The sequence below is a fragment of the Gemella sp. 27098_8_155 genome (assembly GCF_041433725.1).
GTDB lineage: Bacteria > Bacillota > Bacilli > Staphylococcales > Gemellaceae > Gemella > Gemella haemolysans_D.
Genome location: NZ_JAPWCA010000012.1, coordinates 36,189 through 60,516, shown reverse-complemented (window position 1 = coordinate 60,516; position 24,328 = coordinate 36,189). Strand labels below are relative to the sequence as shown.

The window sequence follows — 24,328 nt, the reverse complement described above, 5'->3', positions numbered from 1 at the left end:
TAATATTACTTTGATGTAGTAAATGAAGAAGCACTCTTGATGAAAATCAGGAGTGCTTTTTTGTCTCTTTGTCGAGTTCGGGGTATGGAAAAATTCTGATTATAGATTTCGAGTTTTGAAACTTTAACATATCTATAGTACATTTATGTTTCATTTTGTAAAATAATACTATTAAAATTGAGAGGTGTAATATGTTAAAAAATATATTAGATAATGTTCTATCTTCAGGGAGTAATGGATCTGATGACAAAATTAAAGAATTACTTAATAGTATTATAGGTAGTAATCAAGTTCCATCTTTTGTTGGTGATATTTTAAATAAGGCGCTTGAGAAATTAAATCAAGGACAAGGAGCAGGTTTAGTGTCGCCAATGATTAATAAAGCTCTGGAATCATATTCAAAAGATAATTCACTGACTCCAGATATGAATGAATTATTTAAACTTACAAGTAACAATGGAATTAGTGATATTGCAGGGAATATTATTAATAAATTAATTAAAAAATAATATAGAAAAAAAGAAGCCAGAGTTCATGGCTTCTTTTCGTATTTAATTAGCATAACCTATGCTAGCAAGTCTCTCCACCTCAAGATGAACCAGCTCCTGCTGTACACCCGTAACAATGCATACCTGTAACGATTCTACGTACACCTGTATGATTATCTACAAGCTGACTCACATGATTGATTTCTCCAGAGATTTTTAGTTTTTCAATATAATTAAAGTCGCAATCATATAAAGATCCATCCGGACCAACAGAAATCATGTTTCTGCACATTAGCCCTGGTAGTGTTGCAGGATTATATGCTTTATATAGTTTATTCATATATCCTTCGTAAAGATCTTCTCTATGAAGAAATTCAGAGAATCTACCTATTGGATTATTTGTTATAGCGAATAAATTATTAAAGACAATCTCAAAATTGTCATATAGTTTTTTCTTATAAGTTTTTTCTAGTGCTTCTTGTTTAGGAGGTAAAAACGCTCCATTTGGATTATAAACTAGGTTTAATACTAGATCTTCTTCTTTACCGTAACCTAGTTCATTAAGTCTTCTCAGTACTTCTATTGACTTTGGAAAAACACCTTTACCACGTTGCTTAGCGACAACTTTTTCGTTATAGTAGGGTAATGAGGCTACTACTTGAACTTTTAAATTACGATATAGTTCTGGTATGTCTCTATATGCTGGAACATCAAGGATAATTAGGTTTGTTCTTACAATTATAGTTTTTGCATACTGTGAGATTTCTTTTAAAAACCATCTGAAATTAGGGTTCATCTCAGGAGCTCCGCCAGTGATATCCATTGTTTTATACTTACCAACCTTGAATGCTTCGATTATTTGTTCAAAAGTTTCTCGAACCATGTTATTTTTTCTTGTAGGTCCACCATCAACGTGACAGTGACTACATGTAATATTACATAAGCTACCTACGTTAATTTGCATTACTTCTGGAAACTCTTCGGTTAATAAGTATTGTTTTTCCTCTACTTGATCAAAAAATTTGGGTATATTTAATTCAGTCATAATAAATTTAGTTTGTTAATTTATCTGATAGTTCTTTACTTTGAAGACCGTGCACTAGGGTAATACCAGCTTTCATTGCAGCAGCAACATGAATAGCTTCTGCGATTTGATCTTGGTCGCATCCTTCTTCAAGACATGTACTAGTATAAGCATCGATACAATAAGGGCATGCTTCAGCATGAGCTACAGCAAGTGCAATAAGAGCTTTTTCACGTGTTGTCAATTCACCTTCAGCCATTACATTACCGTAGTAATTCATGAAGTTTTTCCAATACTCAGGTGCATCTTCACCAAATTTTCCTTCACCAAATTCTATTAAATGTTTCTTTTTAAAATATTCTGCCATATTTATTCTCTCCTCTAAAATTTGTATAAATTAATTATAAGTTAGTTTCCATAAATAATCAATGAAATTGAACTATATATAATGTGTAAAAAAATATATAATTTTAAATCAAACATAAGATAGATTCAAAAATAGAGGATTCGAAAAAATTGATTTTGTCGAGTCAGCTTTCAAAGTATATTAGATATCTTTAAAGCTTATATAAAGCGAACTTAGAAATATATATATATTATATTTCTATTAATTTTCATATAAATTTTTATATTATTTAGAACATTTTTCTTAGAACCATATAAATTAAATTACCTCACATCTTTATACATTTTTGCTAATTCTTCGACAGGAACACCACGACGATACATCTTCTGAAATTTTTGCATTTGCCACATAGTTTTTACTGTGTGGTTTTTGTATCTTCTAGTTGATGATGTAATAGGGGAATCGATTACTGTAATTTTGTAATTTCTTGCACTTAAATCTTCTGATAGTTTGTAATCTTCCATTATAGGCATATCTTTATATCCACCAATTTCTTCAAATACTTGTTTTTTTATGAATATAGCTTGATCTCCAAATGCTAGATTGGTAATACTAGCTCGCATATTAGAAACTAATGAGTTAACCCACATAGGAAAACTATTTGGATAGAATCTAATCTTTAGACAACCGACCTCAGTAGGGCAAGCAAGTATTTTTTTAATAACGTCTTTTTGAAGAACACTATCACAATGAACGAACCATAGGATATCACCCTTAGCAATTTTTGCACCGTAATTCATCTGATTTGCTCGTCCTTTCTTATCAGAAAGATGATATGAATAACCAAAATAAGAGAGTTCATCTAATATTTCTTTTGTTTTATCTGTAGAACCACCATCAATGAAAAGTACCTCGTGTTCTTTAATATTATGCAAACAATATAGATTATAAACGAAATCACGTATTGTTCTTTCTTCGTTATAAATTGGCACAATAATAGTAATCATAAATACACTCCTAAAATAATAGTTAATACAATTATAACATGATAAGAAATTTTTCAAAATAAAAAAATATATATAAATTACTAGATTAAATTTGTATTTAATAAAAATAAAAATTAATTTTAAAATATTTATTGACAAACTAACTGTATCTATTGTATAATCACAGTAGATACAAGGAAACGTTTTTAATATCTAAATAATGTTGTAGTTTGCTTAAAATAAATTAATAAGGAGGACAATGATGAATATAAAACTTTCTAATATGTCATCTGTTCCGATATATCAGCAGGTGGCAACGCAAATTAAAAGTAATATTCTAAATGGTAGCTTAAAATATAATGATCAATTACCTTCTATTAGGAGTTTAGCAAAAGAATTAGAGGTTGGTATCATTACAATAAAAAAATCATATGAGGTATTGTTACAAGAAGAGCTAATATATTCAAAAGGTGCTGTTGGATATTTCGTAAATGATATAGATTTAGCTACTGTATTAACGATAAAAAAAGAAGAATACTTAGACGAACTTAAGAGTATAATTGATAAGGCTGTTAATGATGGACTTAATATAAATGATATTAAGGATATATTTAATAGTGTATTGGAGGAGAAGAGTAATGATAAAAGTTAATAAATTATTGATTAATAAAAGAACATTTCAACTTGGACCAATTGATTTGGAGTTTCAAGATGGGTATGTCTATGCAATTACAGGTAACAGTGGAAGTGGTAAAACATTATTTCTTCAAACACTTCTAGGAGGTTTACCTTCAGGGGAAAATGTAATTACTTATGATAATCTAAATTTTCATGAAAATGAAGTAGATATTAAAAATCTTTATTCATATGTAGCAGATAAACCTTTGTTTTCAGATTCTTTACGAGTATATGAGGTTCTATATAAAATATATAAATTAGATGAGAGATTTAATTTAGAGAAATGTTTTGAATTTCTGAGTAAACATAAAGTATATCGTCATAAGAAAATATATGAACTTTCACAAGGAGAGAGGAAAATACTATTATTTTCTATAGGAATTTATACAAAATCTAAACTATTAGTTTTAGATAATCTATTTTCCGGTGTTGGTTTAATAGCTAGAAAAGAAATGATAGCGCTTCTTAGAGAATATATGGATGAAGATAAAACTATTATTATAGTGACTGAAGAACCATACATAATACAGAGTTTAGCAGATTACATTATTGTTTTTGAAAATGGGAGAATTACGATTAACGAAGATATCGTCGAATTACAAGCACGATTTAATACAACTAATATAGAGGGTATTTTACTTTCTGTATTGAAAGGAGAGGTTGAAAATGATTAAACAACAATATGAAACAAAATTTGGAGCAATTTGGAATTTAATATCAAGTAGAAACTATAGTATGCCATTATTTTACAAAGGATTATATATATTATATTACTTTGTTACAATAACTACTATACTAGAATTATTATTTGACAAAACATATATAATATTAGCTCTGATTAGCTCATTAATTATAGTCATAAATGGAAGAAAATATGATGATCCCGAGCAACAGTTTATTGAATACCTTCCTATTTCATTTAATAATAAAGCAAGATATATTTATTATACTACATATATAAGTCTATTTGTAGGAGGACTGGTTGCATTTGGGTTAGATTTTCTGTATCGTAGAGCTAATCCAATTGAGTATATTTATGCTATAGTTGTAGTTATAGCTCTATCTAATTTAGCGATAATACAGATGATATATACTAAAAAATCACTTATATACTTTTTTTTAGGAGATATTTTAATTAATCAATTAATAGTAAGTATATTTAGATTTTCATTAATTGGAGTTTATAGCACATTTACAGGACCAAAATATGATAGTGCACAATTTAATATTATAAAATTATTATTGTTAATAGTAATTACAATAGTTTATCACTTTGTGAGTGTAAATATTATAAGCAACAGTAAAAGGGATACTAAAGTAAGTAAAAAGGATAGAATAAAACTTATATTAATTTTGTTATTGTTGTTGTCAAGTTCAAGTGGATATAAATTTTATAAAGATGCTAGTAAAGGCTATGCAGAAGGTTTTGCAGAAGGAGTAAAAGAAGCGTCTAAAGAAGCGTCTAAAGTAGGATTAGTCATAGGTTACAATAAGGAATAAAATAAAAAAATTTGAAAGAGGCTTAAAATACTGTATAGCGAGCCTCTTTTTTGTATAGAAGATAAAATCTAGTCAAAAGACGGGATAAAAAAAGAAGACTTGGATAACCAAATCTTCTTTTTATTAAATAATTCTTATTTGAATTCTGCAGTGTTAACGCGAACTCCAGGACCCATAGTTGTAGTTACAGCTACAGATTTGAAGTAAGTTCCTTTAGCAGCAGCTGGTTTAGCTTTAGCTAAAGCGTCTTGAATAGCGTTGAAGTTTTCAACTAAGTCTTCAGTTGAGAATGAAACTTTACCGATTGGAGTGTGAACAACACCAGCTTTTTCAGCACGGTATTCAACTTTACCAGCTTTGATTTCATTAACTGCTTTAGTAACGTCCATAGTTACAGTACCAGTTTTAGGGTTTGGCATTAATCCTTTAGGTCCTAATACACGACCGATTTTACCAACTTCTCCCATCATGTCTGGAGTAGCTACGATTACGTCAAAATCAAACCAACCTTGTTGGATTTTAGTGATGTATTCACCTTGTCCTACGTAGTCAGCTCCTGCTGCTTCAGCTTCTGCTGCTTTATCACCTTTAGCAAAAACTAAAACTTTTGCAGTTTTACCAGTTCCTTTAGGAAGAACTACTGCTCCACGAACTTGTTGGTCGTTTTTACGAGTGTCAACTCCTAAACGGAATGCAACTTCTACAGTTGCGTCAAATTTTACTGTACTTGTTTTTTTAGCTAATTCGATTGCTTCTACTACAGAGTATAGACTAGAAGAATCTACTAATTTAGCTGCTTCAAGATATTTTTTACCTTTTTTTGCCATTATAATTATCCTCCTATTCTCCTACTAAGATACCCATACTTCTTGCAGTACCTTCGATCATACGCATAGCTGCTTCTACAGAAGCTGCGTTTAAGTCAGCCATTTTAAGTTCAGCGATTTCTTGAACTTGAGCTTTTGAAACTGTAGCAACTTTGTCACGGTTAGGTACAGAAGATGCTTTTTCAATTTTAGCTGCTTTTTTAAGTAATACTGGTGCAGGTGGTGTTTTAGTAATGAAAGTAAATGAACGGTCTTCATATACTGAGATTACTACTGGAATGATTAATCCTGCTTGGTCTTGTGTACGAGCATTGAATTCTTTACAGAATCCCATGATGTTTACACCAGCTTGACCTAACGCTGGACCAACTGGTGGAGCTGGGTTAGCTTTACCTGCTGGTACTTGTAATTTAACAACTTTTATAACTTTTTTAGCCACGATAAAACCTCCTATATATTTTTCGTGATGTGGTCATTTGAACGACTTGAAATTTTTCGTTCTCCCACTCAATCAAGTTTTGTATTTTTACATACTTGATTATAATACCATAGCAAATATGGAATTGCAAGTATTTTGTTGAGTTTTTTTTAAAAAAATTCAATTTTTTATAATCAAGTACAAAAATATTTCTACTTAGTTATTGAGTAGATAGTAAAATAATACAACTAAGTCAAATTTTAATCAAGTGATTTCTATAAAATAATTAAAGAAAATTTGAGAACAACTTAATTAATTAATTGAGCTATTATATAGAAGAAAAAGAATGTAGTAACTAGATTTTCCCTAAGCGAACTATTGACTTTTTACTATAGGTAGTGTAGAATTGTAGTTATGGTATGTGATAGATTGCCAGAGTTTAAAATTCTGACAAAAGTACAATATCATAATAAAAAATTTTTCAAAATAGAAAGAGGTTGCAAAATGATTTATGGAATAATCAGTATTGCAGCTTTACTTGTTGGACTTTTATTTGGATATATTATTTCAAAAAATTCTATTCAAAAGAGATTAGAATTATCTAAGCAAGATGCCGAACATATTATTGGTGAAGCAAGAAAAGAAGCTAGATATATAGTAGAAAAAGAAACTACAATAGCTAAAAAAGAAGCTGAAGAGATAATCAATATTGCTAATAAAGAAGCAGAATTTAAAAAACAAGATATTCAAAGACAAGAAGATAGAATCGTTCAAAAAGAATCTTCATTAGAACGTCAAACAGAACTTCTGAATAAAAAAGATGAACTGTTAAGTTCAAGAGAGATGAAATTGGAAGAAAAATCTCAGCTTCTTGAAGAGAAAAGTAGTGAGGTTAATCAACTTAAAATTCAACAAGAAACAGAGTTGCAAAGAATTGCAAACTTAACAGAAGAACAAGCTCGTGAAGAGATTATGGCCACAGTTGAAACTGATATGGCTAAAGACATGGCAATATATATTAGAAATAAAGAACTAGAGGCGAAAAACGTTGCAGATAAACGTGCAAAAGAACTTATTGTTCAATCGTTACAACGTTTTGCAACAGATGTAGTTAGTGAAACTACGGTATCAGTTGTTGATCTTCCAAGTGATGATATGAAAGGTCGTATTATCGGACGTGAAGGAAGAAATATTCGTACTTTAGAAACATTGACTGGAGTAGATTTAATTATTGACGATACTCCAGAAGCAGTTATCCTTTCTGGATATGATCCTATCCGTCGTGAAATTGCAAAAACAGCAATTAAATCACTTATCGATGATGGTCGTATTCATCCTTCAAAAATTGAGGAAGCTGTTGACAAAGCACGTAAAAATATTGATCAAGTTATTAGAGATGCAGGGGAACAAGCTACATTTGATCTTGGAATCCACAACATGCACCCAGATTTAGTTAAGATCGTAGGTAAGTTAAAATATAGAACAAGTTATGGTCAAAATGGATTACAACACTCTATGGAAGTAGCGTATATCGCCGGACTTATCGCGGCTGAGTTAGACTTAGATGTTGCTACAGCTCGTCGTGCAGGTTTACTACACGATATCGGTAAAGCACTTGATCATGAAGTAGAAGGTTCGCACGTTGAAATTGGTGTTGCTTTAGCTCTTAAATATAAAGAAAATGCGATTGTTGTTAATGCAATTGCTTCACACCATGGAGATACAGAACCAACAAATCCTATTTCTGTCATTGTTGCCACAGCGGATGCACTTTCTGCATCACGTCCAGGAGCTCGAAGAGAGTCATTAGAGAATTATATTAAACGTCTACAAAAACTTGAAGAAATCGCAAATGAACACAAAGGTGTTGAGAAAACATTTGCTATTCAAGCAGGTCGTGAGATTCGAGTAATCGTAAATCCTGAAGAAGTAGATGATACAAAAACTTACAAAATTGCCAAAGAAGTTAAAAATAAAATCGAAGAAACGATGCAATACCCAGGAAACATTAAAGTTAATGTTATTCGTGAGGTTAGAGCGGTTAAGCTTGCAAGATAATAAATTAAGCGATTGGAAATGTCCAATCGCTTTTTTATATGCTTATTTGTATACAGATTTTGAATATATAATTTTTTAGAATTATATAAAAATTATAAGTAATTTTCTATGATACTAATAGGAAAAATCTAAAACAATATATAAGAAGTCAATTTAATAGCAGGATAATAATAGTTATATATTCTAATTAAAAATATTATATTTAAAAAATAATAAATATAAAACTTTAAAAATAAAAAAATATATATCTATAATTTAAGTGTTATATATAAAGCTGTAGTATAGAGTAATTTAGTGAAATAGTAATGGAGCGGGTAAAATGATGTTTAGTTAATAATTTATGATATATATTAAAATAAAAATATATAACAAGGGAGTCCTAATACTGTATTTGTTAATGTAAATCATTTGTTATATAATATCTGTAGAATATAATAAGGAGACAAAAGTTATGTCAGAATATATACACACAAAGGCTTATTTAGAGCCTCAAGAATTATATGAATACACTAGTAAAAAGGGTGTGGCTAAAGCTTCAGGAAACCTAAAATATATGTTAAGTCTAGGTTTCTTGGGAGGTGCATTTATAGCGGTAGGTTATCTTGCTTATTTAAAAGTTGCAGGATCTATTCCACATGAATTTGGAGGATTAGGGGTCTTATTAGGAGCAGCTGTCTTTCCAATTGGTTTGATTTGTATACTAGTAGGAGGTGGCGAATTAATTACTAGTAATATGATGGCAGTTACATTAGCTTTTTTCAATAAAAAAGTAAGTCTAGGAATGCTGGTGAAAAATTTGATTATTATAACATTAGCAAATTTAGTAGGTGCTGTTTTTGTAGCATATTTTTTAGGACATGTGACAGGACTTACTGAAGGAGCGACATTTGCGAAAACTTTAGCTACTGCTGAGTCAAAAGTTAACGCGACATTTTGGCAAGGTGTGTTTTCAGGTGTCGGATGTAACTGGTTAGTAGGTATGGGTGCATGGTTATCTTTCTGTGCTAAAGATGTAAGTGGAAAAATAATTGGTACATGGTTTCCAATTATGACATTCGTAGCCGTTGGTTTTCAACACGTTGTAGCCAACATGTTTGTTATTCCAGCAGCTATGTTTGGTGGTGCAGATATTACAATAATGCAATTTATTAATAATATGTGTGTAATTTTTTTAGGAAATTTTTTAGGTGGAGCGATATTGGTTGCAGGTTTATATACAATAGCTTATAAAAATAATAATTAAAAATTATAATTTAATATAACCATTGGGAAGCGTTTTATTCCCAATGGTTTTTATTAAGGGCTTTAGCCAGTTGAGTAGGCGAAGTCTCCGAAACAAAAAACCACCCGCTATGCGGGTGCGAGACAAAAGTTAAACAATTGAAAAATCATCCTTTCTTGATAAAATAAGAGTAGTTCAAGCTCTAAAATAAAGAAAGGATGATTTTAATTATGGCAAATAAACATAATAGTTTATCGCATACAAAGTGGTTATGTAAATACCATATTGTATTTACCCCTAAGTATAGACGAAAAATAGAATTTAATCAATACAAACGAGATATAGTAGATATAATAAAAAGGTTATGTAAGTATAAAGGAGTGGAAATAATAGAAGGACATATAATGCCAGATCATATACATTTGCTGTTATCAATACCACCCAAATATAGTGTATCAAGTTTTATGGGGTATTTGAAAGGGAAAAGTTCACTCATGATATTTGATATGCATGCAAATCTGAAATATAAGTATGGGAATAGAAAGTTTTGGGCAGAAGGATACTATGTAAGTACAGTAGGTTTAAATGAAAGTACAATAAGGAAATATATCAGAGAACAAGAATCGCATGACATTGCGATAGACAAACTGACAACAAAAGAATATACAAATCCATTTGGAGATAAGAAAAAATAGATATACCCGTTTAACGGGTAGTGGGCGTTAAAATACAATAGGGCTTGAACGAATGTGAAAGCCAGCGCCTTGAGGTGCGTGTTAGTAACAAAGGGTTATACCCGAAGAGAAAACCACCCCTTTTCAGGGGTGGTCATTATTTTATTACCTTATATTGAAAGTGGTAATATATTTGTTTAGTTATGTGAAATAAGTTTCAACTAAGTTTATTAATTTGTACACATTTTAATGAAATCTGTATTAAAACAGGGGTTGAAAAAATATCATTGTTATTGTATAATCTTTATTGTAGATATAGAAAAGTTGTATCTATGTAATTATTATAAATTTATTAAGGAGAGTGTTATCATGACAAACACTGTAGAATCTAAAGTATTTTTAGAGCCACAAGAAACGTATGAGTTAACTTGTAAAAAAGGTGTTGCTAAAGCGACTGCAAGCCTTAAATACATGTTAAGCTTAGGATTCTTAGGTGGTGCATTTATCGGGGTAGGTTTCTTAGCTTTACTTCGTGTATCAGGATCAATTCCTAAAGAATTTGGAGGAATTGGTGCATTATTAGGGGCATCTGTTTTCCCAATCGGAATTATTTGTATTTTAGTAGGTGGTGGAGAGTTAGTTACAGGTAATATGATGGCTGTAACTGTTGCATGGTTCAATAAGAAAATTAGTTTTAAACTATTAGCTAAAAATATGGTTGTTATTACATTTGCCAACCTTGTAGGTTCACTAGTTATTGCTTATTTCTTAGGTCATTTAACTGGTTTAACTGGTGGAGCTATTGCAGCTAAAACTATTTCAGCTGGTGAATCAAAAGTATACTTAACATTCTGGCAAGTATTCTTCTCAGCTGTTGGTTGTAACTGGTTAGTAGGTATGGCAGTATGGTTAAACTTCGCTGCTAAAGATGTAGGTAGTAAAATGTTTGGTGTATGGTTCCCAATTATGACATTCGTTGCTATTGGATTCCAACACTTGGTTGCGAACATGTTCGCAATCCCAGCTGCAATGTTTGAAGGTGCAAATATCTCTGTTTTACAATTTATCCAAAACATGGGAACAGTATTCTTAGGAAACTTTGTTGGGGCTGTTACATTAGTTTCTGCTCTATACACATTTGCTTACAAAAAATAAGCTTATAAAAGTTGATAGAATATAATTTACATTAATAATATTAGCAAATAAATAAAAAAGATGAAGTTGGTGTTATACTATACTTCATCTTTTTACTGTATTGTATATTATTTGTACTTTAGATAAATTTTGAATGCTTAACAACAAGATAAAAAAGATTCCAAACTATTTAACTTGGAATCTTTTATTTTTATATTATTCTTCTACTTTAACAACCCATCCGAATTTATCTTCAACTTTACCAAGTTGGATACCAGTAAGTAGGTTGTAGATTTTTTGAGTCCATTCTCCTGGTTTATCATCTTTGATAAGTTCTAATTTCTTAGTACCATCGAATAATTCACCAACAGGAGCGATTACAGCAGCAGTACCACATAAGAATACTTCTTCAAGTTTTCCGTTGTCATATGCTTCGTAAACTTCTTCTAGAGATAGTTTTCTTTCTTCTACTTTTTCACCTAATGATTTAAGTAATTCTAATACTGATGCACGAGTGATACCTGGAAGGATAGAACCGTTTAACTCAGGTGTAACGAATGTTCCATCGATTTTGAAGAAGATGTTCATTGCTCCTCCTTCTTCGATGTATTTTTGTTCTACTCCATCAAGCCATAGAGATTGAGAGTAACCAAGTTCTTGAGCTTTCTTTTGACCTTTAAGAGATCCAGCGTAGTTACCTGCAGTTTTAGCGAATCCGAATCCACCACGTACAGCACGTACATATTCGTGTTCTACGAAGATTTTATTTGGTTGAAGACCAGCTTTGAAGTAGCTTCCTGATGGAGATAAGATGATTATAAACTTAACTTCATGGTTAGGGTGTACTCCAAGTGCTTCTTCAGAACCGTATAAGAATGGTCTAACGTATAGTGAAGTACCTTCAGCTTTTGGAATCCAGTCTTTATCGATAGAGATTAATTTTTTAAGAGCTGCTAATGCGAACTCTTCATCTAATTGTGGTAAAGCTATACGGTCTGATGAATTGTTTAAACGTCTAAAGTTTTGTTCTGGACGAAATAGAACAGCTTCTCCATTTGCGTTATAAGCTTTCATTCCTTCAAAAACGCTTTGTCCGTAGTGTAACACGTTTAATGCTGGTGATACTGGAATTGGTCCGTAAGGTACGATACGTGGATCATACCATCCTTTTTCTGATGACCAGTCCATAACGAACATGTGATCAGTGAATACTGAACCAAATCCTAATTTATCATCTGGCGTTTTTTCTTTTGGATTTTTAGTAAGTTCTACTCTTATATCATTTACTGTAAGTTTTGTCATATTATATTTCTCCTTTTATAAACAATTAATTTTAAAAATTTGTTAAAATTATTATAATACTAATTAAAGTTTTTTTCAATACTTTTCTTTAAATTTTCTGAAATTTTAATTGAAATATCCGAAATTACTTATTGAAAATTTTCTGAAAATACTATAAAATTATACGTAAACATTGTTTGGAATTTTATTCGATATTACTAATAAGAATTCTATTTTTACTGAAAATATGATACAATATTAGTAGTATTACATTAACAATGTATCTAATATAATAAAGAAGGAAGATAAATTTATGGAAATTAAAAAATCATTAGAAAATAAGTTCAACACATCACTTGCAAACCTTACAGGTTCGCCGATAAGAGAGTTTGATAGATATGCTTCTTCTATAGAAGGAATTATCAAATTAACTTTAGGAGAGCCAGATTTTGACACTGCAGAAGAAGTTAAAGAAGCTGCAAAACGTGCTCTAGATAATAATAGAACACACTATTCAGTAAATAACGGTATTGCAGAGTTACGTACAGCATGGGCAAATAATTTAGAGAAAAGATATAATTTAAATTATAGCCCTGATGAAATTATCGTAACAATTGGAGCATCTGCTGCGATAGAACACACAATTTCTGCTGTAACTAACGAGGGGGATACTATTATAGTAGTAACACCATATTTCTCAGCTTACGAGGGAGTTGGTATTTTAAATAAATGTAATATCAAATTTATAGATACAGTTGATAATGGATTTAAAGTTCTTCCTAGCGATTTAGAAAAAGCTTTAGAAGAAAATAAAGATGCAAAAGCAATTTTAATTAACTATCCAAACAACCCAAGTGGTGTTTCATATACAAGAGAAGAAGTTAAAGCTATTGCTGATATATTAGGAAAATATGATATTTTTGTAATTAGTGATGAAATATATGGGGATATTACATACAATTATAAACATACATCATTAGCAGAATTTATTCCGGAACAAACTGTTCTTATTAGTGGATTATCTAAATCTCACGCTATGACAGGGTGGCGTGTAGGATTCATCGCGGCTCCATTAGCTATGGTTAGAAAAATTGGAGTATTCCACTTATTTACAGTTTCTGGTGCAGCTACATTCATTCAAGATGCAGCAGTAGTAGCGCTTAATGATGAAAATGTAGATAAATACAATAAACACATGATTGAAACATATAGAGAAAGAAAAGATTATATGGTTCCAAAACTTCGTGAATTAGGATTTGAAATTCCTGAAATAGATGGAGCATTTTATATTTTTGCTAAAATTCCAGCTAAGTACCGTGATTTAGGTGCTATGGAATTCTGTAAGTTATTAGCGAAAGAAGCTCGCGTTGGAGTTATTCCGGGAACAGCTTTTGGTAGTGCATATAATGACTTCTTTAGAATTAGTTATGCAACTAGTATCGAAAATATTAAAGAAGCAGTTGAAAGAATTTCTCAATTTATGAATAAATAATATAGTAGAAAGGTTATTCAAATGAAAGGTAAATTCATAACAGTAGAAGGTTCAGATGGTTCAGGTAAAACGAGCTTTATTAACTTTGCTACCGAGTATTTAAAAGAAAAAGGTTATAAGGTAATTACAACACGTGAACCAGGAGGAACAGATTTTAGTGAAAAAATTCGTGAACTTCTATTTGATAGTTCTAACGATATTGACGCTAAAACTGAAAGTTTGCTATTTTGTGCAAGTAGACGTGATCATATTGTAAAAAAAATACTCCCACATTTAAATGAAGGTTATATAGTTATATGTGATCGTTTTGTTGATAGTTCAGTAGCTTACCAATCTTATGGTCGTGGACTTAGTAAACGAGATATATTGGATATTAATGAATATGCTACTGATAACTTAGAACCTGATTTAACTTTATACTTTTCGGTAGATGTTGAGGTAGGTTTAGCTCGTACTAAAAATAGAGACGATAATAACCGTATGGATCAGGAAAGTTTAAACTTTTATAAAAATGTAAAACGAGGTTATGATGACCTTTCGAAAGAATATACAGAGCGCATCAAAGTAATTGATGCAAGTGATACTTATGAAAATGTTCAAAAACAGGCACTTTCAATACTGGAAGGATTTTTAGACAATGAACTTTAGTAAAGATGAAATTGTAATAAAATCTTTAACAAATACATTAAAAACTAATAAACTATCCCACGCCTATCTAGTAATAGGCGAGGATAGTTTATATTCTGATGAGTTTATTTTAAGTTTTGTTAAAGCAATATTTTGTTTAGAAAATAAAAATAAAGAATTTTTTAGTTGTGAGAGCTGTAACAATTGTCGCAGCATAAATCACGGAAACTATGTAGATTTTTATAAATTAACTAGTGATACTTCTATAAAAAAAGATGAAATCCAAACATTGAAATCTGACCTAAGTGTTAAATCATTTTATGGAAAGAAAATATATTGGATAAAAGATATTGAAAAAATGACAGAACAAGCTGCGAATAGTTTACTTAAGTTTTTAGAAGAACCCGAAGATGATATTATTGCTATTCTTAGCTGTAAAAATATTAGTGCCGTATTACCGACTATTATTTCACGATGTCAACAGATAAAATTAGTAGGACAGAGTGAAGATAGGGAAGTTACAGAAAATGATGAAATGATTAAGATTGTTTCTGAATATGTAAAAAGATATAGCAGGAAGCCGCATATGGCTAATATCTATGTTCTGGGTTTACTTAAAGTTAAGGAAGAAATTTTAGATTTTTTTAAATATTTGAGTATTAAAACTACAAACAGTTATTCTGAATCTAATCGATATGACATAGTGAATATAAGTAAAGTTCAAGAGAAAGTTCTATATGCTTTATCTGATTTGAATGCCAATGTTAATGCTACATTAGTTTTAGAAAAATTTTTATTTACAGTTTTATTGGATAAAATTAATTTAGAATTTTTATTACGAGGTTAGTATGGAAGAGAATTTGAGAGTTGATTTAGTTTCAAAGAATTATAAAATTTTGCAGAAGGTTGATCATTATAGTATGTCAACAGATTCTTTTTTACTTCCTTATTTTTCTAATGTACCGAGAAGTTTTAAAAAAAATATAATTGAACTTTGTAGTGGCAATGGTGGAATTTCAATTATTCTAAGAGAAAAGTCAGATGCTAAGATTGAAATGTTAGAAATTCAAGAAGATTTAGTTGAACTAACTAAAAAAAGCTTAGAACTTAATGGAATTATGAATATAGAGGTAAGAAATGGTGATGTGAAGAATGTGAAAGAATATTATAGACCATCATCATTTGATTATGTAATTTGTAATCCGCCGTATTTTCCAGTGGAGAATATGCCGAATCAACGTGAGAAGTATAATCATAATATTTCACGTCATGAAATTCTATGTAATTTAAGTGATATTGTAAAAGCAATAAGATATTTGGTTAAACAAAATGGTAAATTTGCTATGGTACATCGAACATACAGAATAAGTGATATTATTTCTGAATGTGAAAAAAATGGCTTAGCTATTAAACGAATTAGATTTGTTTATAGCAAAGCAACAAGTGATACTAGTAAAATTGTATTAATAGAAGGTAGTATCTCAAAAGTAAGTGATATTAAAGTAGAACAACCATTTTATATTTATAATGAAGATGGTAGTTATACTGAAGAAATGAAGAAAGTGTATGGTATTTATGAGTAGTTTTATGTATGTAGTTGAGTGTAGTGATAAAACTTGGTATACTGGATATACGACAGATATTGTTAGACGAATAAAAACTCATAATGTAAAAAAAGGTGCAAAATACACTAGGGTGAGAGTACCGGTAAAACTTTTATATTTTGAAGAATTTGAGACTAAAAGTGAAGCGACGAGAGCTGAAAGTTTATTTAAGAAATTTTCGCGTGCCAAAAAAGAAGAATATATTTTATTAAATTTGGATGCAAGTAAAAGGCAAGAAGTAAAAGATTTAAATAAAAAAATAGAGGAAAAATAAATGTTATATTTAGTAGGAACACCAATAGGTAATTTGGAGGATATTACTTTAAGAGCATTAAGAGTGCTAAAAGAAGCAGATATTATAGCTTGTGAAGATACAAGAAATACACAAAAATTATTGAACCATTATGAAATAAAAGGTAAAAAATTACTTAGTTACCATGAACATAATGAAGATAAGATGAGTGATAAAATAATAGAATACTTAGAAGAGGGTCTAGAAATAGCGTTGGTAACAGATGCTGGTATGCCATGTATTTCAGATCCAGGGTATGTACTTGTAGAAAAAGTGAAAAGTGCTGATTTAGAGGTTGTAGCCCTACCTGGTGCTAATGCAGGACTTACTGCATTAGTGGCAAGTGGAATAGAATCATATAATTATACTTTTTACGGATTTTTACCAAGAAAAACTAAAGAACTTAAACAAAAGTTAGAAATTATTTTAAACTCAAAAACAACTGGTATTTTGTATGAGAGTCCACACAGAGTGAAGAACTTAGTGGAAGAAATCGTAAAAATCGCCCCAACAAGAAAAATTGCAGTAGCTAGAGAACTTACAAAGATGTTTGAACAAATTGAAACATTTGAAGCTAGTATAATATTAGGTATGTTGGGTGAAGAGATTAAGGAAAAAGGGGAGTTTGTTGTTATTATTTCTCCTTCAAAAGATGAAGAAAAAGATGAACTTAATCTTGATGATATCGTAGAAATCATTTATGAAAAAGTGCAAAATGGTGAAAAAAAATCAGAAGCTATTAAAAATACTGCTAAAGAATACGGCATAAATAAAAAAGAGGTTTATAGTTTATATCATGAAAAATATGATTAATTTCATAGTAGTAAATGTATTGATAATAATATTTCTAATTGCCGCAATTCACATTAAAATATTTTTCCTACCTTTAACAGTATTTGTATTTCTAAATATATATCTAATATATAGAAGAAGTTCAGATTTAGATAAAAATGAACAGAAGAAAAAAATTATGTTGCATAATGTTAAGAATTCTCTAGGTATAATTTTAGGATATACCGAAGCTCATAATGATGAATTAATTACAAAAGAGGAACTTGATGAACGAATTAATGAAGAAATTCAAGAGATAGTTTCAATGATAAAAGACGAGATCTATAAGTAGAACTCGTCTTTTTGTTTCACATTACTCATTAAAATTATTAATTATTCTTTGACTTTCTCTAGCTTTTTTTCTACGCTTTTTCCATGTGTTAGCTGAGAAGAATACTATTAATGGCATTAATTCTAAACGTCCTAATAGCATTGATATAGATAATATTATTTTAGTAAAATATGGTATTTGTGAGAAGTTACTCATTGGACCATAGTGATTGAATGCTGGTCCAGCGTTACTAATTGATGTAACTGTTAAAGAAATTGCATCTTCAAAGTCATTAATTTGGAATGTTATTAAGAATAGTATAATAACATATACAAATCCGAATAATAGTAAATAGTTAGAAAGTGGAGTGGTGTCTTTTATTACTTTCCCATCGATTTTAACCATTGCTATTTTCCTTGGATTTAAAGCTTTACTTATACTTAGTTTGGCATTTTTAACGAAGAAAATAAGTCGTGGAATTTTTATTCCACCAGCAGTTCCTCCTGTACATCCTCCAACAATCATTAGTATTAAGATTATCATTTTTGAAAATACTGGCCAAATATTGAAGTCATTATATGTAAAACCTGTAGTAGATACAACAGATGAAACTGTAAAAAATACATCTAATAAACTATGATTTGGTGTATCATATGAACGGTAGATATCTAAAAACATGATTACAGAAAGTATACCAATCATTCCAAAGAACCATCTTAGTTCTTCACTTTTTAATACTTTAAAATATCTTTTAAAAATAATAAAGTAAAGTAAACTTAGATTCATTGAGAAAATAAGCATAAATATTGCGATCACAACTGTAACGTAAGTGCTGTTGTAATATGCAATTCCCGCATTTCTTACTGAAAAACCACCAGTTCCAGCAGTAGAGAAAGCTAGGTTTATACTATCAAAAAATCCAACTCCACCAAACATTAAGAATATAAATAGAAGTACTGTAAGTGATATATATATTCCATAAAGATAAATTGCTGTTTGTTTCATAGAAGATACAACTTTCCCGAAATATGGCCCTGGAACTTCAGCTTTCGCTATATGAATAGTATGAGGAGATCTTGGTAAAATTGCTAGAGCGAATACAATAACCCCCATACCACCTATAAAGTGTGTGAAACTTCTCCAAAAAAGTAAACTTTTACTTAAAGTCTCAATATCTTCTAAAATGGTTGAACCAGTAGTAGTAAAACCACTTACTGTTTCAAAGAAACTATCAATATAATGAGGTATCTCTCCCGAAATATAGAAAGGAAGTGCTCCAATTAATGAAAAAATAACCCAAGTAAGGGTAACTATTACATAACCCTCTCTTTTATAGAAATCACGTTCAGTAACATCTTTTGTTAAAAAATGTAGTAATAATGATATTATAAAACATATCATTATAGTAATTAAAAATGAGTTAGTCACATAAGTAGGTTCTTTATATATTAATGAAATAATTGTAGGAAGTAATAGTAAAGCGGCCAAAAGAATAAGCATTTTACCTAGAACGTTAAAAATCATTTTAAAATTCATAGATTACCTCCTAGCAAGAATATCATCGATATGTTCAATTTTCTGTTGATAACTAACTACAACGACATTATCATTCACTTTAATTTCATCATCACCATTTGGGAAGATTTGTTTATTATTACGAATTATAAATGCTATAAGAGTATTATCGTTAATATCAAGATCTTTTAATTTAATACCGATAACTTTTGAATTTTCACTTGAGATTTTAAATTCAATTACTTCAGCTTTATTGTTTGATATCCTATAGAAGTTTTCTATATCTGTTGTGCGCCTACATTGCAACGATTTTGTATGTTTTTTTATTATATTTCCTACTATTTCTTTAGGAGTGATATAAGAATATTGACCGATATCCTCAGCTATCTGTTTTAGAGATGCACGGTTAACTTTTGCTACTGTTTTCTTAATTCCAAGTTTATGTGCATATAAATTAATTATAATGTTTTCTTCATCTAAACCAGTTAAAGATATACAACTATCAAATGTCTGGATACCTTCTTCAATTAAAGTATCACGATCGCTGCCGTCAGCCCAAATAACATCAATTTCAGGATATGTTTCACTGAAAGAGATTGCCCTTTCTTTATCAATTTCTATTACTTTAGTATAGAAAGATGCTTTTTGTAAAAATTCTACAAGATAGTAGGCTACTTTCCCTCCACCTATTATTAAAGATGAAGTTATTTTCTTTTCTAAATTTTCTTTATTTCCTAAAAGTTTATAAAATTTTTTTAAATTTTTATTTGAAGCAGTTATATGAACTTTATCTCCAACTTCAAATACATAATTCCCACGAGGAACGAACACGTCTCCTTTTCTTTCTACTAAACATACTAGTGAAGGGAAATCAATGTATTTTCTACTATCAATAAGTGAAACACCCTTTAGTAAACTATTTTCACTTATTAATACTTCTAAAATATTAAATTTATTGTTTGAAAAACTTTCTACTTTTGTTGCGGTAGGATACTTAAGCATATAGAAAATTTGTTTAGCTGCTTCGTACTCAGGGTTAACCATAAGATCTATTCCTAAAGATTGTTTAATGAATTCCTTTGTTTTAGAATATTCAGGGTTACGAATTCTCGCTATTGTATATTTTGCACCCATTTGTTTAGCTGCAATACAAGCTATCATGTTGATTTCATCACTTGTAGTAACAGAAATAAACATATCAGAATTAGCTGCATCTGCTTCTGCTAAAACATCTGAATTTGCACCATTACCAATAAGTCCGTTAATATCATAGGTTTCAACGAGTTTTTCAACACGACGCTCATTTGTGTCTATAATTGTGACTTCATCAAATGTGTTAGAAAAATCGGCACAAAGAAGCTCTCCGACTTTACCACCACCGACTATAATTACTTTCACTTTCATACTCCTTTTTTTAATGATATTCATATTATAACCTAAATTGAGAGAAATTGCTATATCATATGATTTTACTTATGATTGACGTGATATAATAGGCAGATTTAAGGAAAAGTTTGATTAAATTTATATCTTAACAAAATGTATAATTATAATCTTTTAAAAATATCATTTTAAGTGAGTTTGGAATATTTAATCTTTATACTATAGAATTGACAACAGTAATATTCTAATGAAACTTATCATAATAAAATCTTAATGTATGAGTATAGAAATAATATAATATTAACTTTGAAAAGGAAAATTAACTTAGAGTGATAATATAAATATTTTAACAAAGTCTATTAAAATACCTTTGTTTATGTTATAATTAGTGTTGGGAAATAATCTAATCATTTATTCTTAATGGTAAATTGAGGAAGAGGAGGAATAAGGTGGCAAAAATATCTAAACAAGACATTGACTATATTTTTGATAATATTGATATAGTTAGTCTAGTTAGTGAATATGTCAAATTAGAAAAAAGAGGACAAAATTATTTAGGTTTATGTCCGTTTCATAATGAGAAAACACCATCGTTTACTGTTTCTCCGGAGAAAAAAATAGCCCATTGTTTTGGATGTGGTAAAGGTGGGAATATTTTCCAATTTGTTTCGCTAATTGAAAATATTACGTATAATCAGGCAATCGTAAAGCTTGGGGCAAGGTTAGGGCTGAATATAGAGTCAAAAGTGAATTTAGAAGCTAATTACGATTTGAATAATGAGCTGGACATAATGTATTATGGGCACATGCTTTTAGCAGATTATTATAACTATATTTTACTAAATACAAAAGAGGCTGAAGAAGCACTTAATTACTTATTAAATAGGGGACTGAGTATCGATGTTATTAAATACTTTAACATAGGTTATGCTCCCCGTGATAATAACATAGCTTTAAACTTTTTTAATTCTAATCAAATTAATTTAGATTTAATGGTTGAAGCCGGACTATTAGGAAAAAATGAAAGTGGCAATTATTATGATGTTTTTAAAGACAGAGTAATGTTTCCTATAAAAAATAATCAAAATCAGGTTGTAGCATTTTCGGGGAGAACTATGTCTTCGGACAAAAGTGTTGCGAAATACTACAATACGCATGAAACGAAAATTTTTGAAAAAAGAACAGTCTTATATAACTTCTCGGATGCGAGAGCTTTTATAGCTAAAGAGAATGAAGTAATATTATGTGAAGGTTATATGGATGTAATTAAAGCTCATCAAAATGGTATAAAGAATGCTGTTGCTTTGATGGGGACAAATATAGACAATAATAAATTAAAAGAGATTTTATCACTTGTGAAGAAGGTCACATTAAGTTTAGACAATGATGAGGCTGGTTCAAAAGCACAGATAGAAATTGGGAATAGAATTATCCAGACTACTGATAATGTCTATAAATTAAAATTTTCTGGGGCTAAAGATTTAGATGAGTTTTTATCAGATAAAAATTCTAAAAATCAAGATTTTGATGCTGTAAACTATATAAAAAATAATAAAGAACACTTTATTAATTATAAAATTGAATATTGTAAAAATGATTCTAAGACTAATATTGAACTAAGAATTCAGTATAAAAATGAATTACTTAAAAATATTGCTTATATGGAAGATGAATCATTAAGATACATATTGCTTACTAATTTGGCAGAGGAGTTCGGAATCGAACGACAAGTTCTTCTTAGAGAATTAGGTCAAGTGAATGTGAAAAGAAAACAAGCGGCTGTAGAATGGGTAGCACCGTCTAATCCAGAACAGCTGTTTAGAGTAACGAATTATGACAAAAAGGTGTGCAAGTTATTTAAATACTTTTTTGTTGATAGGGCATTGTTTATTGAAAAATACAATGATCTAGAGAAATGCAATTTTCCACAAGAAGTATTTGTGAATCTTATGGATTACTTGGTTATTTACTATAATAATAATCTTGAGTTTCATATTCATAAATTCATTCATAGTATTGAAGATGATGAGGTTGTCAGACTTGCAACTTATATTGATGAAACAGATTTTCTAATAGAAGAAAATCCAACTGTAGAAGTTGTAAGTGACTATATCAAGTATTTTTCAAATAATCAAATAACATTAGAAGAGATAAAAGATAGGCTTAGGGTTGCAATCCAAGAGATGGATGTAGAAACTCAAAAAGAGTTACTATCACAGTTGAAAAAGTATAAGAAATAGAAGGAGAAGAACATGGCTAAGAAAGCAAAAGATTTTGAAACAATAAAAAAAGAATTGTTAGAAAAAGGTAAAAAACAGGGTGAATTAACTCAAGAAGAGATTGTAGATGCATTATCAAAATTAGACATTTCTTCAGAAGCGATGGATGATTTCTATGAAGAATTAAATAATGAAGACATTATTTTAATTAATGCAAATCATGTAGAAGAAGAGGAAGAGGAACTAGATTTAGAAGATTTATCAGTTCCAGCGGGAATCAGAACAAATGACCCTGTAAGAATGTACCTAAAAGAAATTGGTAAAGTTCCTTTATTATCAAAAGAAAAAGAATTAGAACTTTCTAAAATTATTGAAACAGGAACAGAAGCGGAAAAAGAACAAGCTAAAAAAGATTTAGCTGAAGCTAACTTACGTCTTGTAGTAAGTATTGCAAAACGCTATGTTGGACGTGGAATGTTATTCCTAGACTTAATTCAAGAAGGAAATATGGGATTAATTAAAGCTGTTGAAAAATTCGATTACTCAAAAGGATTCAAATTCTCAACATATGCTACATGGTGGATTCGTCAAGCGATTACTCGTGCTATTGCTGACCAAGCTAGAACAATTCGTATCCCTGTTCACATGGTTGAAACAATTAACCGTCTGATTCGTATTCAAAGACAATTACTTCAAGATTTAGGACGTGAACCTAAACCGGAAGAAATCGCTAAAAAAATGAATATGACGCCAGAAAAAGTACGTGAGATACTAAAAATAGCTCAAGAACCTGTATCATTAGAAACACCGATTGGTGAAGAAGATGATTCGCATTTAGGAGATTTTATCGAAGATAAAGATGCACAATCTCCAGTAGAGCATGCGGCTAACGAATTATTAAAAGAACAACTAGAAGAGATTTTAGAAACACTTACTGATCGTGAAGAAAATGTATTGAAATTACGTTTTGGTCTAAAAGATGGTAAGACTCACACACTTGAGGAAGTAGGTAGTGCGTTTGGGGTAACACGTGAGCGTATCCGTCAAATTGAAGCGAAAGCTATTAGAAAATTAAAGCACCCATCTAAGCTTAATAAACTAAAAGGGTTCATGGAATAGGTATAATAAACGTTGATGTAATCAACTTTATGTGAAGTATACGATTAAGAAAAAAACTTATAAAAAATATAAAAGAATAATAAAAAAATAAGGCAGTGTACAAACTGCTTTATTTTTTTATGTTTTTTTGTAATGAGACGTCGATAATGTATTATTTACATATTATAGAGTTTGTATTAAAAAAATACAAATAAAATAAGGTTAAAATTTACTGTTATAATACAAAATTTAAGTATAATAGTAAAATATATTTATGTGAACAAATAGAGATGATTTCAAAAAAAAGAATATAAATTGCTTTTGAGAAACGCTTAATATATAATAATAGATGAAGATATA

Annotated in this window: 25 protein-coding genes; 17 read left to right on the top strand and 8 right to left on the bottom strand. The window is 29.8% G+C overall.

Annotation, left to right across the window (positions count from 1 at the left end):
* Positions 1-191 precede the first annotated feature (191 nt).
* Positions 192-509 (top strand): acetyl-CoA carboxylase, encoded by a 318-nt coding sequence (locus O5Y44_RS06245; RefSeq protein WP_371465745.1) that lies wholly within the window; start codon positions 192-194, stop codon positions 507-509.
* Positions 510-588: 79 nt separating this feature from the next.
* Here O5Y44_RS06245 and arsS read toward each other — a convergent pair whose 3' ends face one another.
* The 3 genes from arsS to O5Y44_RS06230 all read right to left on the bottom strand — a co-directional run bounded on the left by arsS (position 589) and on the right by O5Y44_RS06230 (position 2,865).
* Positions 589-1,533 carry an arsenosugar biosynthesis radical SAM (seleno)protein ArsS gene (arsS, locus tag O5Y44_RS06240; protein ID WP_371465744.1) on the bottom strand — a complete coding sequence of 315 codons (945 nt, stop codon included), beginning with the start codon at positions 1,531-1,533 and terminating at the stop codon, positions 589-591.
* A gap of 7 nt (positions 1,534-1,540) precedes the next feature.
* Positions 1,541-1,879, bottom strand: a complete 339-nt coding sequence (locus O5Y44_RS06235; protein WP_003145829.1) for an arsenosugar biosynthesis-associated peroxidase-like protein — start codon at positions 1,877-1,879, stop codon at positions 1,541-1,543.
* A 302-nt stretch (positions 1,880-2,181) separates the two neighbouring features.
* Entirely contained in the window at positions 2,182-2,865 is a 684-nt protein-coding gene (locus O5Y44_RS06230; RefSeq protein ID WP_371465743.1) for a TIGR04283 family arsenosugar biosynthesis glycosyltransferase, read from the bottom strand.
* 241 nt (positions 2,866-3,106) lie between these two features.
* Here O5Y44_RS06230 and O5Y44_RS06225 point away from each other — a divergent pair, with 241 nt between their 5' ends.
* Genes O5Y44_RS06225 through O5Y44_RS06215 form a run of 3 tightly spaced genes read left to right on the top strand, consistent with a single transcriptional unit; the run spans position 3,107 to position 5,022 of the window.
* Positions 3,107-3,496, top strand: coding sequence for a GntR family transcriptional regulator (locus O5Y44_RS06225; RefSeq protein WP_371465741.1), 390 nt, complete (start codon positions 3,107-3,109; stop codon positions 3,494-3,496).
* Entirely contained in the window at positions 3,483-4,196 is a 714-nt protein-coding gene (locus O5Y44_RS06220) for an ATP-binding cassette domain-containing protein (RefSeq protein WP_371465740.1), read from the top strand. Before O5Y44_RS06225 ends, O5Y44_RS06220 begins: the two co-directional genes overlap by 14 nt.
* Entirely contained in the window at positions 4,189-5,022 is an 834-nt protein-coding gene (locus O5Y44_RS06215; protein ID WP_371465739.1) for a hypothetical protein, read from the top strand. Before O5Y44_RS06220 ends, O5Y44_RS06215 begins: the two co-directional genes overlap by 8 nt.
* Before the next feature lie 134 nt (positions 5,023-5,156).
* On the opposite strand, the gene rplA is transcribed toward O5Y44_RS06215, so the two are convergent.
* Positions 5,157-5,849, bottom strand: coding sequence for a 50S ribosomal protein L1 (gene rplA, locus O5Y44_RS06210; RefSeq protein WP_271965652.1), 693 nt, complete (start codon positions 5,847-5,849; stop codon positions 5,157-5,159).
* A gap of 13 nt (positions 5,850-5,862) precedes the next feature.
* Positions 5,863-6,288 carry a 50S ribosomal protein L11 gene (gene rplK / locus O5Y44_RS06205; RefSeq protein ID WP_003145837.1) on the bottom strand — a complete coding sequence of 142 codons (426 nt, stop codon included), beginning with the start codon at positions 6,286-6,288 and terminating at the stop codon, positions 5,863-5,865.
* A gap of 483 nt (positions 6,289-6,771) precedes the next feature.
* Here rplK and rny point away from each other — a divergent pair, with 483 nt between their 5' ends.
* From rny to O5Y44_RS06185, 4 genes are all read left to right on the top strand, one after another.
* Entirely contained in the window at positions 6,772-8,325 is a 1,554-nt protein-coding gene (gene rny, locus O5Y44_RS06200) for a ribonuclease Y (protein WP_271986857.1), read from the top strand.
* 451 nt (positions 8,326-8,776) lie between these two features.
* Positions 8,777-9,568: a formate/nitrite transporter family protein gene (locus O5Y44_RS06195; protein WP_371465737.1), complete on the top strand. Its 792-nt coding sequence runs from the start codon at positions 8,777-8,779 to the stop codon at positions 9,566-9,568.
* Positions 9,569-9,777: 209 nt separating this feature from the next.
* The gene (gene tnpA, locus O5Y44_RS06190) at positions 9,778-10,242 is read left to right on the top strand and encodes an IS200/IS605 family transposase (protein ID WP_371465736.1); all 465 of its coding nucleotides are present in this window, start codon (positions 9,778-9,780) and stop codon (positions 10,240-10,242) included.
* A gap of 348 nt (positions 10,243-10,590) precedes the next feature.
* The gene (locus O5Y44_RS06185) at positions 10,591-11,376 is read left to right on the top strand and encodes a formate/nitrite transporter family protein (RefSeq protein WP_371465735.1); all 786 of its coding nucleotides are present in this window, start codon (positions 10,591-10,593) and stop codon (positions 11,374-11,376) included.
* 195 nt (positions 11,377-11,571) lie between these two features.
* Here O5Y44_RS06185 and O5Y44_RS06180 read toward each other — a convergent pair whose 3' ends face one another.
* On the bottom strand, positions 11,572-12,657 hold the full coding sequence (locus tag O5Y44_RS06180; RefSeq protein ID WP_271965809.1) for a branched-chain amino acid aminotransferase: 1,086 nt from the start codon (positions 12,655-12,657) through the stop codon (positions 11,572-11,574).
* Positions 12,658-12,949: 292 nt separating this feature from the next.
* Between O5Y44_RS06180 and O5Y44_RS06175 the strand changes: the two genes are divergently transcribed.
* The 7 genes from O5Y44_RS06175 to O5Y44_RS06145 are packed head-to-tail and all read left to right on the top strand — an operon-like array spanning position 12,950 to position 17,774.
* On the top strand, positions 12,950-14,128 hold the full coding sequence (locus tag O5Y44_RS06175; protein ID WP_371465734.1) for an aminotransferase class I/II-fold pyridoxal phosphate-dependent enzyme: 1,179 nt from the start codon (positions 12,950-12,952) through the stop codon (positions 14,126-14,128).
* Between the two features lie 21 nt (positions 14,129-14,149).
* Positions 14,150-14,776, top strand: a complete 627-nt coding sequence (gene tmk, locus O5Y44_RS06170) for a dTMP kinase (protein ID WP_371465733.1) — start codon at positions 14,150-14,152, stop codon at positions 14,774-14,776.
* The gene (locus O5Y44_RS06165; RefSeq protein ID WP_371465732.1) at positions 14,766-15,602 is read left to right on the top strand and encodes a DNA polymerase III subunit delta'; all 837 of its coding nucleotides are present in this window, start codon (positions 14,766-14,768) and stop codon (positions 15,600-15,602) included. The genes tmk and O5Y44_RS06165 overlap by 11 nt, the downstream gene beginning before the upstream one ends.
* Before the next feature lies 1 nt (position 15,603).
* Entirely contained in the window at positions 15,604-16,338 is a 735-nt protein-coding gene (locus tag O5Y44_RS06160) for a tRNA1(Val) (adenine(37)-N6)-methyltransferase (RefSeq protein WP_371465730.1), read from the top strand.
* Positions 16,322-16,633 carry a GIY-YIG nuclease family protein gene (locus tag O5Y44_RS06155; protein ID WP_371465729.1) on the top strand — a complete coding sequence of 104 codons (312 nt, stop codon included), beginning with the start codon at positions 16,322-16,324 and terminating at the stop codon, positions 16,631-16,633. The genes O5Y44_RS06160 and O5Y44_RS06155 overlap by 17 nt, the downstream gene beginning before the upstream one ends.
* Positions 16,634-17,464: a 16S rRNA (cytidine(1402)-2'-O)-methyltransferase gene (rsmI, locus tag O5Y44_RS06150; RefSeq protein WP_371465728.1), complete on the top strand. Its 831-nt coding sequence runs from the start codon at positions 16,634-16,636 to the stop codon at positions 17,462-17,464. It abuts the gene before it with no gap.
* Complete coding sequence (locus tag O5Y44_RS06145; protein ID WP_371465726.1) at positions 17,457-17,774, top strand: hypothetical protein; 318 nt, start codon at positions 17,457-17,459, stop codon at positions 17,772-17,774. Before rsmI ends, O5Y44_RS06145 begins: the two co-directional genes overlap by 8 nt.
* A gap of 21 nt (positions 17,775-17,795) precedes the next feature.
* On the opposite strand, the gene O5Y44_RS06140 is transcribed toward O5Y44_RS06145, so the two are convergent.
* Positions 17,796-19,289, bottom strand: a complete 1,494-nt coding sequence (locus O5Y44_RS06140) for a TrkH family potassium uptake protein (protein WP_271965801.1) — start codon at positions 19,287-19,289, stop codon at positions 17,796-17,798.
* A gap of 3 nt (positions 19,290-19,292) precedes the next feature.
* A complete protein-coding gene (gene trkA / locus O5Y44_RS06135) occupies positions 19,293-20,672 on the bottom strand; it encodes a Trk system potassium transporter TrkA (RefSeq protein WP_271986846.1) in 1,380 nt (459 codons plus the stop codon).
* 428 nt (positions 20,673-21,100) lie between these two features.
* Between trkA and dnaG the strand changes: the two genes are divergently transcribed.
* Positions 21,101-22,891 (top strand): DNA primase, encoded by a 1,791-nt coding sequence (dnaG, locus tag O5Y44_RS06130; RefSeq protein WP_271986845.1) that lies wholly within the window; start codon positions 21,101-21,103, stop codon positions 22,889-22,891.
* Positions 22,892-22,903: 12 nt separating this feature from the next.
* Complete coding sequence (gene rpoD, locus O5Y44_RS06125) at positions 22,904-23,989, top strand: RNA polymerase sigma factor RpoD (RefSeq protein WP_271965798.1); 1,086 nt, start codon at positions 22,904-22,906, stop codon at positions 23,987-23,989.
* Positions 23,990-24,328: the final 339 nt, after the last annotated feature.

Excerpts from the sequence above, each read along its gene's own strand:
- O5Y44_RS06245 (WP_371465745.1), top strand. The coding sequence starts at position 192 with ATGTTAAAAAATATATTAGATAATGTTCTATCTTCAGGGAGTAATGGA.
- arsS (WP_371465744.1), bottom strand. The coding sequence starts at position 1,533 with ATGACTGAATTAAATATACCCAAATTTTTTGATCAAGTAGAGGAAAAA.
- O5Y44_RS06235 (WP_003145829.1), bottom strand. The coding sequence starts at position 1,879 with ATGGCAGAATATTTTAAAAAGAAACATTTAATAGAATTTGGTGAAGGA.
- O5Y44_RS06230 (WP_371465743.1), bottom strand. The coding sequence starts at position 2,865 with ATGATTACTATTATTGTGCCAATTTATAACGAAGAAAGAACAATACGT.
- O5Y44_RS06225 (WP_371465741.1), top strand. The coding sequence starts at position 3,107 with ATGAATATAAAACTTTCTAATATGTCATCTGTTCCGATATATCAGCAG.
- O5Y44_RS06220 (WP_371465740.1), top strand. The coding sequence starts at position 3,483 with ATGATAAAAGTTAATAAATTATTGATTAATAAAAGAACATTTCAACTT.
- O5Y44_RS06215 (WP_371465739.1), top strand. The coding sequence starts at position 4,189 with ATGATTAAACAACAATATGAAACAAAATTTGGAGCAATTTGGAATTTA.
- rplA (WP_271965652.1), bottom strand. The coding sequence starts at position 5,849 with ATGGCAAAAAAAGGTAAAAAATATCTTGAAGCAGCTAAATTAGTAGAT.
- rny (WP_271986857.1), top strand. The coding sequence starts at position 6,772 with ATGATTTATGGAATAATCAGTATTGCAGCTTTACTTGTTGGACTTTTA.
- O5Y44_RS06195 (WP_371465737.1), top strand. The coding sequence starts at position 8,777 with ATGTCAGAATATATACACACAAAGGCTTATTTAGAGCCTCAAGAATTA.
- tnpA (WP_371465736.1), top strand. The coding sequence starts at position 9,778 with ATGGCAAATAAACATAATAGTTTATCGCATACAAAGTGGTTATGTAAA.
- O5Y44_RS06185 (WP_371465735.1), top strand. The coding sequence starts at position 10,591 with ATGACAAACACTGTAGAATCTAAAGTATTTTTAGAGCCACAAGAAACG.
- O5Y44_RS06180 (WP_271965809.1), bottom strand. The coding sequence starts at position 12,657 with ATGACAAAACTTACAGTAAATGATATAAGAGTAGAACTTACTAAAAAT.
- O5Y44_RS06175 (WP_371465734.1), top strand. The coding sequence starts at position 12,950 with ATGGAAATTAAAAAATCATTAGAAAATAAGTTCAACACATCACTTGCA.
- tmk (WP_371465733.1), top strand. The coding sequence starts at position 14,150 with ATGAAAGGTAAATTCATAACAGTAGAAGGTTCAGATGGTTCAGGTAAA.
- O5Y44_RS06165 (WP_371465732.1), top strand. The coding sequence starts at position 14,766 with ATGAACTTTAGTAAAGATGAAATTGTAATAAAATCTTTAACAAATACA.
- O5Y44_RS06160 (WP_371465730.1), top strand. The coding sequence starts at position 15,604 with ATGGAAGAGAATTTGAGAGTTGATTTAGTTTCAAAGAATTATAAAATT.
- O5Y44_RS06155 (WP_371465729.1), top strand. The coding sequence starts at position 16,322 with ATGGTATTTATGAGTAGTTTTATGTATGTAGTTGAGTGTAGTGATAAA.
- rsmI (WP_371465728.1), top strand. The coding sequence starts at position 16,634 with ATGTTATATTTAGTAGGAACACCAATAGGTAATTTGGAGGATATTACT.
- O5Y44_RS06145 (WP_371465726.1), top strand. The coding sequence starts at position 17,457 with ATGATTAATTTCATAGTAGTAAATGTATTGATAATAATATTTCTAATT.
- O5Y44_RS06140 (WP_271965801.1), bottom strand. The coding sequence starts at position 19,289 with ATGAATTTTAAAATGATTTTTAACGTTCTAGGTAAAATGCTTATTCTT.
- trkA (WP_271986846.1), bottom strand. The coding sequence starts at position 20,672 with ATGAAAGTGAAAGTAATTATAGTCGGTGGTGGTAAAGTCGGAGAGCTT.
- rpoD (WP_271965798.1), top strand. The coding sequence starts at position 22,904 with ATGGCTAAGAAAGCAAAAGATTTTGAAACAATAAAAAAAGAATTGTTA.